This is a genomic window from Arthrobacter sp. UCD-GKA, from assembly GCF_001863355.1.
Classification (GTDB): domain Bacteria; phylum Actinomycetota; class Actinomycetes; order Actinomycetales; family Micrococcaceae; genus Paeniglutamicibacter.
On record NZ_MOLR01000003.1, the window covers coordinates 180,971 to 196,013 of the forward strand.

General features: G+C 63.6%; 14 protein-coding genes and 1 pseudogene. 9 read left to right on the plus strand and 6 right to left on the minus strand.

Annotated features, from left to right (window positions below; genetic code table 11):
- Positions 1 to 84 precede the first annotated feature (84 nt).
- The 4 genes from BLJ79_RS05885 (at position 85) to BLJ79_RS05900 (ending at position 4,652) form a co-directional block, all read left to right on the plus strand.
- Positions 85 to 876, plus strand: a complete 792-nt coding sequence (locus BLJ79_RS05885) for an IclR family transcriptional regulator (RefSeq protein ID WP_071213766.1) — start codon at positions 85 to 87, stop codon at positions 874 to 876.
- Positions 877 to 997: 121 nt separating this feature from the next.
- Positions 998 to 2,014 carry a PDR/VanB family oxidoreductase gene (locus BLJ79_RS05890; RefSeq protein ID WP_083411045.1) on the plus strand — a complete coding sequence of 339 codons (1,017 nt, stop codon included), beginning with the start codon at positions 998 to 1,000 and terminating at the stop codon, positions 2,012 to 2,014.
- A 20-nt stretch (positions 2,015 to 2,034) separates the two neighbouring features.
- On the plus strand, positions 2,035 to 3,237 hold the full coding sequence (locus BLJ79_RS05895) for a cytochrome P450 (protein WP_071213767.1): 1,203 nt from the start codon (positions 2,035 to 2,037) through the stop codon (positions 3,235 to 3,237).
- A 47-nt stretch (positions 3,238 to 3,284) separates the two neighbouring features.
- Positions 3,285 to 4,652, plus strand: coding sequence for an MFS transporter (locus BLJ79_RS05900; protein WP_071213768.1), 1,368 nt, complete (start codon positions 3,285 to 3,287; stop codon positions 4,650 to 4,652).
- Positions 4,653 to 5,577: 925 nt separating this feature from the next.
- Here BLJ79_RS05900 and BLJ79_RS05905 read toward each other — a convergent pair.
- Both BLJ79_RS05905 and BLJ79_RS05910 read right to left on the minus strand, forming a co-directional pair.
- A complete protein-coding gene (locus tag BLJ79_RS05905; RefSeq protein ID WP_286135275.1) occupies positions 5,578 to 6,516 on the minus strand; it encodes an MBL fold metallo-hydrolase in 939 nt (312 codons plus the stop codon).
- Positions 6,500 to 7,921, minus strand: coding sequence for an aldehyde dehydrogenase family protein (locus tag BLJ79_RS05910; protein WP_071213770.1), 1,422 nt, complete (start codon positions 7,919 to 7,921; stop codon positions 6,500 to 6,502). Before BLJ79_RS05910 ends, BLJ79_RS05905 begins: the two co-directional genes overlap by 17 nt.
- 209 nt (positions 7,922 to 8,130) lie before the next feature.
- On the opposite strand from BLJ79_RS05910, the gene BLJ79_RS05915 reads away from it, so the two are divergent.
- Complete coding sequence (locus BLJ79_RS05915) at positions 8,131 to 8,928, plus strand: SDR family oxidoreductase (protein WP_071213771.1); 798 nt, start codon at positions 8,131 to 8,133, stop codon at positions 8,926 to 8,928.
- A 165-nt stretch (positions 8,929 to 9,093) separates the two neighbouring features.
- On the opposite strand, the gene BLJ79_RS05920 is transcribed toward BLJ79_RS05915, so the two are convergent.
- Positions 9,094 to 9,687, minus strand: a complete 594-nt coding sequence (locus BLJ79_RS05920) for a GNAT family N-acetyltransferase (RefSeq protein WP_071213772.1) — start codon at positions 9,685 to 9,687, stop codon at positions 9,094 to 9,096.
- A gap of 96 nt (positions 9,688 to 9,783) precedes the next feature.
- Here BLJ79_RS05920 and BLJ79_RS05925 point away from each other — a divergent pair.
- Positions 9,784 to 10,434 (plus strand): annotated as a pseudogene (locus BLJ79_RS05925) (NADPH-dependent F420 reductase); the annotation flags it as partial.
- Between the two features lie 152 nt (positions 10,435 to 10,586).
- Here the strand turns inward: BLJ79_RS05925 and BLJ79_RS23680 are convergent.
- Positions 10,587 to 11,123 (minus strand): tripartite tricarboxylate transporter permease, encoded by a 537-nt coding sequence (locus BLJ79_RS23680; RefSeq protein WP_071213774.1) that lies wholly within the window; start codon positions 11,121 to 11,123, stop codon positions 10,587 to 10,589.
- On the opposite strand from BLJ79_RS23680, the gene BLJ79_RS23905 reads away from it, so the two are divergent.
- From BLJ79_RS23905 to BLJ79_RS22790, 3 genes are all read left to right on the plus strand, one after another.
- Positions 11,122 to 11,466, plus strand: a complete 345-nt coding sequence (locus BLJ79_RS23905) for a hypothetical protein (protein WP_139194744.1) — start codon at positions 11,122 to 11,124, stop codon at positions 11,464 to 11,466. The two genes, BLJ79_RS23680 and BLJ79_RS23905, sit on opposite strands and share 2 nt — an antisense overlap.
- Positions 11,467 to 11,788: 322 nt before the next feature.
- The gene (locus BLJ79_RS22785) at positions 11,789 to 12,052 is read left to right on the plus strand and encodes a hypothetical protein (RefSeq protein ID WP_139194745.1); all 264 of its coding nucleotides are present in this window, start codon (positions 11,789 to 11,791) and stop codon (positions 12,050 to 12,052) included.
- A 44-nt stretch (positions 12,053 to 12,096) separates the two neighbouring features.
- Positions 12,097 to 12,336 carry a hypothetical protein gene (locus BLJ79_RS22790; protein ID WP_139194746.1) on the plus strand — a complete coding sequence of 80 codons (240 nt, stop codon included), beginning with the start codon at positions 12,097 to 12,099 and terminating at the stop codon, positions 12,334 to 12,336.
- Positions 12,337 to 12,686: 350 nt separating this feature from the next.
- Here BLJ79_RS22790 and BLJ79_RS05945 read toward each other — a convergent pair whose 3' ends face one another.
- Both BLJ79_RS05945 and BLJ79_RS05950 read right to left on the minus strand, forming a co-directional pair.
- Complete coding sequence (locus BLJ79_RS05945; RefSeq protein ID WP_286135276.1) at positions 12,687 to 13,499, minus strand: 3-hydroxybutyrate dehydrogenase; 813 nt, start codon at positions 13,497 to 13,499, stop codon at positions 12,687 to 12,689.
- Between the two features lie 52 nt (positions 13,500 to 13,551).
- Complete coding sequence (locus tag BLJ79_RS05950; protein WP_071213777.1) at positions 13,552 to 14,925, minus strand: MFS transporter; 1,374 nt, start codon at positions 14,923 to 14,925, stop codon at positions 13,552 to 13,554.
- Positions 14,926 to 15,043 lie beyond the last annotated feature (118 nt).

Below are 15,043 nucleotides of genomic sequence, written 5' to 3' on the forward strand. Positions count from 1 at the left end.
CGAAGGAGTGCCAGTTTCGGATTGAGGCCTGCCGGTAGACTGGCAGCGAGGCAGAGCTCGTCTTGGTGAGAAAGAATCGTGGGAATGGCCAACGCAACCCCGCGTCGGGGAATCGACGCCGAAGGCAGGGTCGTGAAGGCCGCGGATTCCGTGACCTGGAGGTCGCTGGAGATTCTTGGGGCCTTCGACGAACGCCATACGCACTTGTCCTTGAGTGAGTTGTCCCGCCGAGCCGCGCTGCCCATCGCCACCGCACATCGGTTGTCGGCCGAATTGGTGCGATGGGGAGCGCTTGAGAGGTCCGGCAGCGACTTCGTCATTGGCCAGCGGCTCTGGCAGATCGCGACCCTGGCCCCCGTGCAGAAGGACATCGCCGAGATTGCGGCGCCGCACATGCAAGATGTCTTGTTCGTGACGCAAAACGTGGTCAACCTCTTTATTCTCGACGGGTCCTCGGTCCTGTTGTTGGACCGGATTTCCGGGACGCGAGCCGGGGCCCCGTTCCGACGGCCGGGATCGCACCTTGGCCTGCATGCAAGTGCCGCGGGCAAGGTGATGCTGGCCTATGAGGGAATGGAGCTGCTGCCGCGGATCGGCAAGCTGGAGGCTTTTACCCGGCACACCATCACGGACCGGTCCAGGCTGGCCGAAGAAGTGAAAGCCGTGCGCCAACAAGGCTTTGGTGTCTCCAACCAAGAAAGCGGCGAGGACAACTTCGGCTTGGCCGTCCCCGTCATCCTGCCCTCGGGAAAGATCGCGGCGGCCATCGGCGTGGTCTCCCAGAAGAACCCTCCGCCGGTCGGGACAGTGGTTCCGGTCCTCCGAATTGCAGCCCGTGGTATCGCCCGCAGTTTGGTTAGCCGCGAGCTTGCCTGAGCATTTGCCGTCTTTCCATTGGATGGAAGACGCTGCTTGGGCTGTGTTGCAGCGCACTTACGATCGTTGTTGTGGCCCGACGGAAAGATGATCGGGTCGGTAGCAATAAGGAGCGATGGACATGACGCCTCAAACTGGGCGGCTCGGTGCAGCCGTTGACACGGTAAAGCCGGTGGCTAGCGGAGCTGGGCTGTTGGACGTCGTTGTTGACGCGGCCGAGCACGTGGCTGACCAAGTGGTCTCACTGGTATTGCGGCGCATTGACGGCGAGAGCTTTCCCGAGTGGGCCCCAGGGGCCCACATCGACGTCCATCTCGGTGACGGACTCACACGCCAGTACTCCTTGTGCTCCGATCTAAACGACCGTGAAGTCCTGCGTATCGGGGTGCTGCGCGTTCCAGACTCCCGTGGCGGCTCGGAGGCCGTTCACGAAAAGTTGGTTGCCGGAACCCCGCTGACCATTTCGGCGCCGCGGAACAACTTCCCCATGATTGATTCGCGGAAGTACCTGTTCATCGCAGGGGGAATCGGCATCACGCCGATCATCCCGATGATTGAAGCGGCCGAAGCCGCGGGGAGGGAATGGCGCCTGGTCTACGGCGGCCGTTCCCGGCATTCCATGGCGTTTGCCCAATCGCTGGAAGACGCGTACGGGAGCACCAAGGTCAACCTCTATCCGGAGGACGAAGTCGGCCGCCTGGACCTGAACGCGATCCTGGGCATGCCGCGGGCCCACATGCTGGTCTATGCTTGCGGCCCCGGCGGCATGCTGGGCGCCATCGAGGACCTGTGCATGGGGTGGCCTCCAGGTGCACTGCACCTTGAGCGTTTCTCGGCCGACACCTTGGGAGCAGGTTCCGTTAGCGCTCCCTTCGAGGTCGAATTGGCCAAGGCCGGGCGCATCGTCACGGTGCAGACCAACGAGAGCATTCTCGACGCCGTCGAAAAGGTGGGTGTGCGCATTCTTTCATCGTGCCGTGCCGGCCTGTGTGGAACGTGCGAGACGAACATCCTCTCGGGAACGCCCGAACACCGCGACGCGGTGCTGACCGAAGCCGACAAGGACGCAAACGAAGTCATGCTGGTGTGCGTCTCGCGTGCCGCTGCCGGGTGCGACCGACTTGTGCTCGATCTTTAAAGACCAGGAGAGAAACTTCCATGACTACATCCACCAGCGAACCCATCGTCTTCACGGGCGACCCGTACAGTGAAGAGCACCTGCTCAACCCCTACCCGTTCCTTGCTTCCTTGCAAGAGGCCGGTTCCGTATCCTGGCTGGAATCGGAACAGACCTACGCCATCACGGGCTACGACGAGGTCTACGAAGTGCTGACGGACTTCGAGACGTTCGTGTCCTCCGGTGGGCTGGGGCCACGCGACATCCGCAAGGACGACGGCTGGCGCCCGCCAAGCATCCTGGAATCAGACCCGCCGATCCATACGCTGATGCGCCGCGCGCTGACCGGTGTCATCAACCCTGGAACGGTCCGTGCCTTGCGCAAGGACTTCACCGCACCGGCTGTTTCACTGGTTGAGGCGTTGGTGCAACGAAACACCTTCGACGCCATTACCGACCTCGCCGAAAAGTACCCGATCGAGGTTTTTCCGGATGCCGTCGGCATTCCGCAGGAAGGGCGCGAGCACCTGCTTCCCTACGGCAACATGGTGTTCAACGCGTTCGGTCCCGAAAACTACATCTACCACCAAGCCTTCGCTGAAGGCGATGAACACGCTCGCGTGGTCATGAACGCCTGCAAGCGCGAGTCTCTGACCGATTCTGGCTTCGGCGCGGGGATCTGGGCCAAGGTCGGCGAAGGATTGATCACGGAAGAGCAAGCCACGCTCTTGGTCCGTGCGCTGCTTTCGGCGGGTGTGGACACGACCATCTTCGGGATCGGAAACACGCTCTCGGTCTTGGCCCGCCATCCGGAAGCCTGGGAACGCCTTCGCAAGGAACCGTCGCTGGCCAAGTTCGCCATTGACGAGGCCCTGCGACTGGAATCGCCATTCCAGAAGTTCCACCGGACGACCACTGTCGATACGGAGTTGGGCGGGGTCGGCATTCCTGCCGGATCCAAGGTCCAGGTCTTCATCGGCGCGGCCAACCGCGACCCCAAGAAATGGGGAGCCGACGCGAACGAGTTCTCGCTGGAACGCACTTCTTCGGGCCACGTTGCGTTCGGCATGGGCCTGCACCAATGTGTGGGCCAGCCGATTGCGCGAATGGAAATGGAAATCGTCTTGCAGCAACTGCTGGAGAAGGTTGTATCGATCGAACTTGTCGGCGAGCCGAAACCGATTCTGCACAATGTCTTGCGCGGATTCGAGTCGATGCCCGTGCGCATCACCACCCAAAGATAGTCATCCGGCCGGGGGCCCAATGCCCCTATTACTTTTGGAGCAACGCTATGTCACTCGATGCTTTACCGCGCCCAAAAAACGCCAAGAGCGACCCTGCCACGTGGACCCCCGGGCGCCGCAAGCGATACGGTTGGCTGACCACCGCGGCACTCCTGGTCCTGATGATGGTCAGCTGGGCGGACAAGGCGATTCTGGGTATCGTGGCGGTTCCGTTGATGCACGACCTCCACATCACCCCGCAACAATTCGGGTTGCTCGGTTCCGCCGTGTTCATGCTCTTCGGGATCGCGCAGTTTGTCGCTGCTCCGATTGCCAACAGGGTCAAGTCCAAATGGATCTTGCTGACCTTGTGCCTGATTTGGTCGGTCGCGCAGGTGCCCATCTTCGTCTTTGCCTCGCTTCCTGCGCTGTGGGCCAGCCGCCTGGTCCTTGGAGCCGGGGAAGGTCCGCTGGCTCCGGTCATCATGCACTCGGTGTACAAGTGGTTCCCTGCCAAGCGGTCGGCCACTCCCGCGGCTGTCGCCTCGTCGGGAGTCACGCTGGGCATTGTCGCGTTCGCCCCAGTATTGGCGTGGGTCAATGCCGAGTTCGGGTGGAAATCCACTTTCGTGTTCTTGGCCATCGTCGGCGTCGTATGGTCGATCCTGTGGCTCTTTATCGGCAAGGAAGGACCCTACACTTCCGTCCAAGCCGAACTCGAGATCGAGGGGCAAGCAGTAAAAACGCTCGACACCGCCAAGGTCCAGGCGTCCGACGCGCCGGTGCGGTACATGCGGTCGTTCTTGACCCCGAGCTGGATCCTGGCCGTGTTGTGTTCATTCTTTGGCTATTGGACGTTTACCGTTGCCACCACGTGGCTTCCGGCCTACTACGAAAACGCCATGGGAATGTCCACGCAGCAGGCGGGTTCATTGATAGCCCTGCCGGCAATTTGGGGTTTCATCGCGACGATCGGCCTGAGCTGGCTGACCGAGGTGCTGGTCAACAAGGGGATCCCCACGCGAGTGTCGCGAGGCGTGGTGTTGGGAGGCGCCGCAACGTTTGGCGGCCTCATGGTCATCGTTGGAACACTGTCGAACATCGATGCCGTTTCCATCATTTGTTTCATGTTTGGCTTCGGCACGGCGCCCGCGCTTTTTGCCGTCACATACCTGGTTGCCTCGGAAATGACCACGATCCAGCAACGCGGAGCCGTTCTGCAAATCACCAATGCCTTCCTGACGACCGGGGGCTTGGTCGCGCCGATGTTCGTAGGATTCATGATTGGATCCGCGGCGGTGCCAAGCGCGGGCTACCTCAACGCCTTCGCTTACACGGGCGGCGCCTTGGCCCTGATCGGGGTGCTGTCGATGATTTTCATCAACCAGCAACGCGACAGGACGAAGCTGGGACTGGACCTCAAGCTCAAGGCCTGAGCTCGGCGCCCGTTCCCGCGATCTGAGATGGCTGCCCCGCACCACATGGTGAGGGGCAGCCAGCTGCATGTGGCGCGGGGCCGTTGCCGAGAAGTTGATGTTCCTCGTGGGGACAGTCGAGCGATCCACGGCCGTTCTGCTCTTGTCGTGCGGCGTTTCGGGGGCACGTGCCCTGAACCTGAGTATTCTACGTTTTGGGGACCACCCATTATCGTGCTTGGCGTCCAACGATATTGCCGTTGGGGGCAAGCATCTGCTTGGATGGGAGCCGCCTAGCCGCAACGAAGCCAACCGTGCCTGACGATGCCGATCTTCTCCCGCATGTTGTCAGCAGCGTCCAGCATCGATTCAAATGGAGTTGTGGATGATCCGGTCCAGGACCGTGTCGTCGTGGACGCCGAGGGGGCCGCGGGCGTCGGATCGCCTTAAGACTTCGACTGTGCCGGACACCGTCCAGCCGCAGCGGCGCGACATGTGCCCAAGCAATATGCTCAAGCGCTTTCCAGCAGCGGCCGCACCACCCCGGCAAGATCGAACCGGCCACGCTCTTCCAGGGACTTGCAACGCCCAACGGTTCGTCCCGGGCAATCGGTCCATTTCCGGCCCGGCCGGCTCGCGTCACGGGAACGGTCACCTGTCAATGGCCAAGTGGATCCCAACGATGGCATTCGTGGGTCGCATGGGGAATATTTACGCTATCCCGGGGTGGTCCCCACTCGCAATATTGCTGGCCCCTTGAAAGAACCCATAGATGGGTCAAACCATTGCCAGGCCATGGACATAGATCGTCGAGACCTGCAGCGGAGGGCTTTGGATATCGTGGTTCGGACATGGCAAGGCCTTCCGTCTTCGGGCGGCAGTCCGGAATTGGTTCCGGCTGGCCGCGGGTTCGATGACGGAAGGCCAAGGAGCGTTGCGAGAGAAGTTACATCCCGGAAACCATCGATTCCGGACGGGCAACCTTGTTCAAGGCAAACCGCTGCCCACTGGTGGCGACGGTAATCTTTCCGGAGTACGTCGCTTCGGCGCGGGACTTCCACTGCTCGGGGGTGGCAATGCCGGCCAAGTGGGAAAGCACCAGAGAACGGGCGCCAGAGCTCGCCGCGACGCGTCCTGCGCCCTCCGGTGAGGTGTGGGCGATCATCTGGTGGTTGATGAATGCTGGGCTGAAGTCCTGTGCCCTGTAGAAATCCAGGTTGACTGCCTCATGAACCAGGACATCGGTGTCCTGCGCCAGGATTGCCAGCGCCTCGGACTCGGCGGTGTCGCCGGAGAACGTGACCGAGCCGTATGCGGTGTCGAACCTGAAGGCCAGCGCCGGGAAGATCGGGGGGTGCTTCACTAGCACCGCGGTGACCTTGACCAGGTCGTCCTCGTACACGTCAAAGGGCACTATGCTGTCGGGGTGCGGCACCTCTATCTCGCGGGCACGGACGATCTCGCGCAGGTTTGGACGGGCTTCATCGGTGATGCGGATGTCGACATCGTAGGAATAGGCGTCGAGGCAATGTTGGACCATGCCCATGGTTCCCGACAGCTGTTTGCCGCGCGGGTGGCCGGGATCTTGCCCCGGACCCAGGATGTCGATGGGAGACGTAAAACCGTCCACCGGCGCGCCCCAATTCCACAGCAGGAACGCGGGAAGCTCGACCACGTGGTCGGAATGCAGGTGGGTGATGAAGCCGGCGCGGAAATTCTTGCCGCGCAGCCCCGCTTCGTGGGCCGCACGCGTTGCGCCCAATCCGAAATCAACCATGTAGAAGGAATCCTCCACCCGCAACGCGCTGGCAATCCCGTCTTCATGGCCGCGGATGGCCGGGCCGGCGGCGGTGCCGAGAGTGATGAGTTCAAAGGGAGTGTCCACGTTGTGGCTCCTTCTGCTGGGTCTGGTGCACATTGTCGCGCACATTGATGGTTCGTGTTTCGAGGTACTCGTCGAGTCCCCAGCGTCCGCGTTCCCGCCCGACGCCTGAGGCTTTCCAGCCGCCGAAAGGCGCATCGAGTTCCACGACGGTGTGCTGGTTGATCCACACCGTTCCGGTTTCCAACTGCGAGGCCAGCTCATGGGCGCGTTCTTCGTCGGGCGTCCAGAGCGAGGAACCCAAGCCGAATTCCTGGGCGTTGAGCATCCGGATCAAGGCATTTTCGTCGTCGAAGCCGACGATGGGCAGCGCATTTCCGAACTGTTCCTCGTCAACGATTCTCATCCCGTCGCTGGCGTTCGCAATAACGGTCGGGCTGAGGAAATATCCGGGCAGGTCCGTGCCGCGGTTGTTGCCATGGACAACCCGGGCACCGGAGGAGAGGGCCTGGTCGATCATGTCCTGGACGGTCGCGAGCTGGGAGGCGTTGTGCATGGGGCCCATGGTGGTGCCCTCGGCAACGCCGTGGCCCAGGCCGTGCTTGGCAACCTCGGCGCTGATGGCCTCGGTCAGTTCGGTTTCAAGGGAGCGTGGCGCATAGACGCGCTTGACGGCCATGCAGACCTGTCCGGCGTTGCGGAATGCGCTGGCGACAATGCCGCGCGCTGTGGCTGCGACATCGGCATCGGGCAAGACGATGGCCGGGTCGTTTCCTCCGAGCTCGAGGGTGACTCGTTTGACGCTTTGCAGCGACTGGGTGGCCACGGAGATGCCCACATCGGTGGAGCCCGTGAAAGAAATCTTGCGTACCCGGGGCAGCGTGCTCAATGCGACGTTGACCGCACGGTTTGAACTGGTGCGTGTCTGGACGACGTGAGGAGGCAGCACCTGGTTCACGAGTTCAACCAAGGCGATCGTTGAAAGCGGGGTGGTGGGTGCCGGTTTCGCGATGACAGTGCAACCCGCGGCCAGTGCCGGGGCGAGCTTGACCGCAAGCAGGGAAATGGGGAAGTTCCAGGGGGTAATGGTTCCCACCAATCCGACAGGACGGTGTTGGATGCTCAGGCGGCGATCGGCGCGGTCGGGCAGGTTCTCCGATTCCTCCCAGGCCAATTGCGCGTAGTAAGCGAAGACGTCCGCAGCCACCGCAAACTCCTGGGTGGCTTCTGCAAGCGGTTTGCCCTGCTCGCGGCTGAGGATTTCTCCAAGTTCACCGCGACGTTCGCGGATGAGGGCGGAAACCCGTTGCAGTGCCTCGCGGCGCATGGGAAGGTCGGACGCCCAAGCCTTGGCGGCGATAGAGGCGTGGGCGACCGCCTGCTCGACATCCGCCTGCGAATGCTGCGGGGCCACACCGATTTTCTCCAGGGTTGCCGGGTCGAAAATGTCATAGGTGCTTGCAGTCATTCGGGGTGGTCCTTTCGGAACAAATTCACGGTGATCTCTCCTGAAAGCATCCCCGATAGGATGCCGAAGTCTCGTCCACATTTCCATTGGTTGAAAATTTGGGACGGGGATGGGGTCTGCTGGCGTCACACTTGAGGTGGCGAGGAAGACGCCATTCTTGAATTGAACCGGGCTGCGCTGCCCGCACCGAACACGCCGAGGACGCCCACATGAATTTTGCCAGCAAGCCCATCGTCATCACCGGAGCAGCATCCGGCATTGGTGCTGCCACCGCGGCCCACCTGCGCCGACTGGGGGCATCACTCATCGGCGTGGACAGAAACGTCCCGGAAGCCTTCGAAGGGCCATTCATCCAAGGTGACCTGAGCACCTTCGAGGGGGTCGAAGCGATCGCCTCGGAAGTGGGCCGCCTGGCGCCCGAGGGAATCGGAGGACTGGCCAATATCGCGGGCGTTCCCGGCACGGCTCCCTGGCGTACGGTATTGGAGATCAACGTGTTTGCCGTGCGCGATCTCACCAGGGCACTCGTCACCCGGATGGAGCGCGGCTCCAGTGTCGTGAACCTGGCGTCGTCGGTGGCGTGGGAGTGGCGCGCCAATGCACAGGAGTTGGCCGTGTTCGCAATGGAACCGAACCGAGAAAAGGCCCTGGAAGCTGTTGCCGGGGCCATGGAAGCCGACGGGGAATCCTACCTCTTCTCGAAGCAATGCGTCATGCTGCTCTCCGGTGAACTKGCGGCCGAGAACTTGTCCGCGGGCGTCCGCGTGAACTCCGTCAGTCCCGGGCCCGTCCAGACCCCCATTCTTAACGATTTCAAGGCGGACCACGGCGCAGCCAAGGTTGAGGGTGCCGCGGCGCTGCTCGGACGTTTCGGCGAACCGGAGGACATTGCCGAAGTCATTGCGTTCCTCCTCTCGGAGCAATCACGGTGGGTCAATGGGACCGATGTCCGCGTAGACGGAGGCTTGACGGCTTACCGCATCAGCGCCGTCGCAAGCCGGGCCTAAAAGGTAGGCGCGGCTAGGGAGAACCGCTTCCCTTCGGGGCGTTACCGCTCATGAAGGTGCGGAGCGGGAAGGGCCGGGGCGGCTTTCGCCGCAGGCCGTGGCGCTGTCGGGGATGCAAACGCTCGTGGTCGCTGACCTAAGCGTTGCCCGGGCCCGGAAGCAGCCTCAGAGGTCGCGGCGCATGACCAGCCGCGGCATCCTGCTGGCCACCGCATCGGTGGTGCCGATGACGCGGAAGCCGGCCCGCTCGAACATCGCCCGCGTTCCGACGAACGCCATCGTGGTGTCCATCCTTCCGTCCGGATCCACCGGGTGGGCCTCGACGGCCGGCGCCCCGCGGGAGGCCGCGTAGGCGATGGCCCCCTCGAGCAGGTGCTTGGTGACGCCCTGCCTGCGGTGACCGCTGCGCACCACCACGCAGATGATGCTCCACACCGGAACCCCATCCACGGGCCGGATGAGCTTGGAGGCCGCCAGCAGCGGGATCTCGGCGCGCGGGCCGATGCTGCACCACCCGACGGGCTCGCCGTTGCGGTAGGCGATCACCCCTGGCGGATTCTCCCGCTCGCAAAGTTTGCGCATGGCGGTTTCGCGGTTGCCGCCGCCGAGCTCCTCGATCTCCTTGGCCCGCAGGCGGTGCGAGAGGCACCAGCAATGCTTGTCGCGCCCGGTCGGATTGACGATGGCGGCGAAGTCCTCGAAACGGTCAGGCGTGACCGGATGGGTTTCCCACTGGGTGTCTTGCGCGGTGGTGGACATGGAGTCAATTCTGCCCCGTGCACCCCGCGCCCGACCAGAGCCGCCCGGGCGCTTAACATGCCGTAAGAATGGAATGGGCGCGGCCTTCGCCCCGTTGAACCCTGCATGACTACCATCGGAATCATCGGAGCAGGACACATTGGATCGCAGATCGCACGCAAGGCCGTGCAGCTGGGATACGACGTGGTCATCGGCAACTCGCGGGGGCCGGAGACCCTCACGGAACTGGTGGCCGAACTGGGGTCGCGCGCACGCGCGGCCACCGCGGCACAGGCGGGGGCGGCGGCCGACTTCGCCGTCGTCACCATCCCGCTGAAAAACCACCAGGCGCTTCCCGCCGAAGCACTGGCGGGCAAGGTCGTGATCGACACGGTCAACTACTGCTGGGAGCGCGACGGCCACATCGACGCGCTGGACCGGGGCGAGACCACCACCTCGGGACTGGTCCAGGAACACCTGAAGGACTCGAAGGTCGCCAAGGGCTTCAATCACATCCTCGCGGCGGACATCACCACCACCGGCTCCCCGGCCGGTACCGGGAATCGCCGCGCCCTGGCCACGGCCAGCGACCACGACGACGCCGCGGCGCTGGTGGCCGGGTTGTACGACGAGTTCGGCTTCGACACCGTCAACATCGGCCCGCTGGCCGAAAGCTGGCGCGTGGAGCGCGACCGCCCCGCCTACGTGGTGCGGCAGAACGTGGCAGAGCTGGAGGCGAACCTGGCCAAGGCTCCCCGGAGGGTCTAGGTAGCGGGGGCCCGCTGCACCACCCCCGACGCCGCGATCGCGCGGGGAGAAGTCTTGGCATCAGCAGTCGCAAGCGCAGGAGAAAGTCCGACACGGCTGGGCCGTGCAGGGCTCTCGCTTAAGGCCCCGACGGGCGTGGTGGGCGGAGCGGTCTAGACACCGATCCTGTCGTTATCCAATTTCGGCGCCTGACCTCGGGCGGCCTTGCTGTGGCGCAGGTGCTGGATGCCGGTGACCGCCAGGGCGATTACCGGCAACCCGTACAGCACCATCGTGATGGGGCTGCTGACCAGGATCGACAGGTCGACTTCCGCGACCGTCAGCGCGCGGCACAATTCGGTTTCGGCCAGCGGGCCGAGGATCACGGCGATCAGCACCGGCGCCAGCGGGAACTTGTAGCGGCGCATCAAGAAGCCCAGCAGCCCGATGGCCAGCAGGATCCACAGGTTCATGATCGAGGAGCTGATCGCGTACACGCCGAGTACCGAGAGCGCCGTGATGTCCGCGTAGAGGTAGTGCCGGGGGATCAACAGGAGCTTGGCCCAGAGCACCGCGAACTGCATGTTCAGGACCAGCAGGATCACCAGGCCGATGAACAGCGAGGCGAGCAGGGTCCAGACCATCGGGCCGCTGCGTTCGAACAGGAGTGGGCCCGGCTGCATGCCGTACTGCTGGAAGGCGGCCAGCATGATCGCTGCGCTTTCCGGCCGACGTCGGCGTGGAAGCGGTGCCGTAGATCGACATGCCCTCGGTGTCGCCCAGGTCGCCGAGCATGTCCCTGGAGAAATCCGGGTTGTGCCCCTCACTGTCGGCTTGCGGGAACCGCCGGGTGCGCAGGATCTTGATCGTGTGGATTCCCGCCATGAGGAAGAGCAGCACGCAGACGATGGTGGGGAAGAACTGCGGCCCCGGAACGCTTTTGCCCATGACCGCGACGGCGCCGCGGCGCAGGACTCCATGCGCCGGCACATGGGCGAGGCGCGTAAGATCCGGCTGTCGCTTTTTGGCCGGATTGGCCTGCCCCACGGCTGAGTGGCCCGGATGGCTCGACGTTCGAAGCCGATGCCTTCGCCTTCGTCACCTGCTTCATCCCCTGACGGGGCTATCCACAACCAGGAGCGAACCTGCCACAGGCTGACGTTCTTCCCGCACATACTGGCAGCCCCGGGTGTGCAGCAAGAAGGGAATGCGGGCCATGTTCTGGTGGCGAAGAAATTGGTTGTATCTCACCGTTGGATCCAGTGGCGTTGTGGTTGGTGGGGTCATTGGGCGGCTCTTGCCTCCGTTCGTTCTGGACGACCCATTCTGGCGGTCCTTCTGGGTGAGTCCTGCCGTGGGAGGGATGGCGGCAGTGGTGGCTGCCGTCATCGCTTTTGGTGCCGCCAGGCAGTCGGCCAGTGCATCCAGCAGGGGAGCGCGGCGGCAGGAATGGTGGTACCGGGCCGAATGGGCGTTGAACTTGGCAGCCACCAAGGAAGATGCATCCCGTGATACGGGAATGCGGGTTCTTGAGGTGCTTCTTCAAGATGCGACGGAGACCGAGGCACAGATTATTGATGCGGTCATCAGCAGCTACTTTGTGCCACTGAGTGAGGCTGATGGTGGACTCGCGGACTGAATCATTGGACAATCGAATCAGCAGTAGAAGGAAAGGTGATCCCCATGAAGTCCAAATATGAAAAATCTGGTGGTTTTGATTTTTCGCGCCGGCTGCCATCGGGTTCAACCATTCGAGAGTTGATTGAACGCAGAGATACCCTGATGAAGTTGATCGAAGAGGGCAAGGCAGACCCGATCAGTGACTCCCAACGAGCTAGTGCCGCACGCATCCGCATGGCCTACGACAAGAAACGCGGCGTGAAAACGCAGCAGTGGATCGTGGACTTGGCAAAAAGCGCCTGACCGCAGCGCAGGCCACCCTTCATCCGAACATGAACTTTATGCCAAAACCTGGTTGGGGCTCCCCGCCGGCAAGGGTGCAGGCAACCTTTTGGCAGTCATCAAGGCTGGCTGCGGGCGTGGCTTCATTACAGGAGCTGGATCGTTTGGGGGTCAGATACGGCCGCCAGCTTACGCTTGCTCGAGCCCACCCTGGATGAATTGTCGTGGGGGAGGAGACTGCCGGTGCGCATGCGCGCCATGACACGGCAGCTGTCTTGAATTCCGCCCGCCCGCGACGAAACCATCCCCGGGAGAGCGCTTGATGGGCTCGCCCGGGGATGGTTTCGGTGTTGCGGCGCGACAGGCAATCGTTAGCTGGCCGACCAGCCGCCGTCCATCGCGTGGCTGGCGCCGGTCACCATGGCCGCTTCGTCGCCAGCCAGCCAGGCCACCAGCGAGGCGACTTCCTCCGGCTCGACCAGGCGCTTGATGGCGCTTTCGGTCAGCATGATCTTCGCCAGGACCTCGGCCTCGGGGATTCCGTGGACCCGGGCCTGGTCGGCCAACTGCTTTTCCACCAGCGGAGTCCGCACGTATCCGGGGTTGACGCAATTGCTGGTCACCCCGTGCCCGCCGCCCTCCAGCGCGGTGACCTTGGACAGCCCCTCGAGCCCGTGCTTGGCGGTGACATAGGCGGACTTGAACGCCGAGGCGCGCAACCCGTGCACCGAGGAGACGTTGACGATCCGCCCGAACCCCTGCGCGTACATCTGCGGCAACGCCGCACGGATGAGCAGGAACGGGACCTCCAGCATCAGGGTCATGATTCGGCGGAACGTGGCCGGATCGAAGTCCTGGATCGGGCTGATGTGCTGGATCCCGGCATTGTTGACCAGGATGTCCACCCCGTCGAGCGCCTCGGCCAGACGATCGTCGGTGACGGCCGACGGATCGAGCAGGTCGACCACCCAGCTGGAGCCGCCGACCTCGTTGGCCGCCGCCCGGGCACCGGCCGCGTCCCGATCGGCGACGACGACGTGGGCGCCGCGGGCGGCCAGCGTGCGCACCACGGCCAGGCCGATCCCGCTGGCCCCTCCGGTGACCAGCGCCCGCCGGCCGGCCAAGGGGTGAAGAGCCGGTTGGAGGGCTTGCGGGGTCATCCGTTCGGATTCCTGATGGGTCATGAATTTTCCCTTGTGTAGAGCGTATTGGTGCAATGTGCGGGCGTTTGCCGGCTCAGCGGCCGACCCGGGCCGTGTTCAGCCCGTGCTTGCGGGCGTCGGCGTCGTCGATGTCCTGCAGCGAGGCCCCGCGGGTTTCCTTCAGCGTGATGACCGCGACGGCAGTGATGGCACAGGCGACCGCCACGTAGATGGCCACCGGCAGCCACGAGCCGAAGTCCTGCAGCAACGCGGTCGCGATGATCGGCGCCATGGAACCGGCCACGATCGAGGTCACTTGGTAACCCAGCGAAACCCCGGAGTAGCGCATGCGGGTGGGGAACATTTCGGCCATGATGGCCGGCTGTCCCGCGTACATCAGCGCGTGGAAGCACAGGCCGATGGTGACCGCAACGATGATGATGACCGGGTTGCGGGTGTCGAACATCGGGAAGGCGAAGAACGCCCAGCTTGCCCCGAGCACCGCTCCGGCCAGGTAGACCGGCTTGCGGCCGAAGGCGTCGGAGAGCCGTCCGACCTGCGGGATCACCAGGAAGTGGATGACGTGGGCGACCAGCAGGGCCAGCAGCAGCTGGCTGGTGTCGTAGGCGTGCACGGTCTTCAGGTAGACGATCGTGAAGGACACGATGATGTAGTAGAGGATGTTCTCGGCAAAGCGCAGGCCCATGGCACCGAAGATGCCCTTGGGGTACTTGCGTACGACCTCCAGCACGCCGTAGCTGGCGGCCTTGTCGGCCTCCGCCTGGGCGCGGGCCTCGAGGAAGATCGGTGCCTCGGACACGTGGGTGCGGATGTAGTAGCCGATGATGACGATGAACGCGGAGACCCAGAAGGCCACCCGCCAGCCCCAGGACAGGAACTGGTCGGCGGGCAGGATCCAGCTCATGCCCAGCAGCACCAGGGTGGCCAGCAGGTTGCCCACCGGAACGGCGGCCTGCGGCCAGCTGGACCAGAAGCCGCGGGATTTGTTGGGGCTGTGCTCGGCCACCAGCAGGACGGCTCCGCCCCACTCGCCGCCCACGGCGAAGCCCTGGACGAAGCGCAGGATCACCAGCAGTGCCGGGGCCCAGTAGCCAATGGAGCTGAAGCCGGGCAGGCAGCCCATCAGGAACGTTGCCACGCCGACCATGACGATGGTGACCTGCAGCGTGTGCTTGCGGCCGAGCTTGTCGCCGATCTGGCCGAAGACGATGCCGCCCAGCGGGCGGGCGATGAAGCCCACCGCATAGGTCAGGAAGGCTGCGATGATGCCGTCCAGTTCCGTGTCGGCATTGGGGAAGAAGAACTTTCCGAAGACCAGCGAGGCGGCGGTGGCGTAGAGGAAGAATTCATACCATTCCACCACCGTGCCCACCATCGAGGCGGCCACCACCTTTTTCAGCCCGGACGTTGCCGTCTTCGGGACGTCGGTCAGCTTGCTGGTGCTCATCTTTGCACTCCTTATGCCATGCAGGTGTCGGCGTTGACACCGGCCTTGAGAGGGGGACTGTGTGCTGCCACACAGGGAAGCTCCACCCAGTATGGACACGAGCGCTAGTGTGCATCAA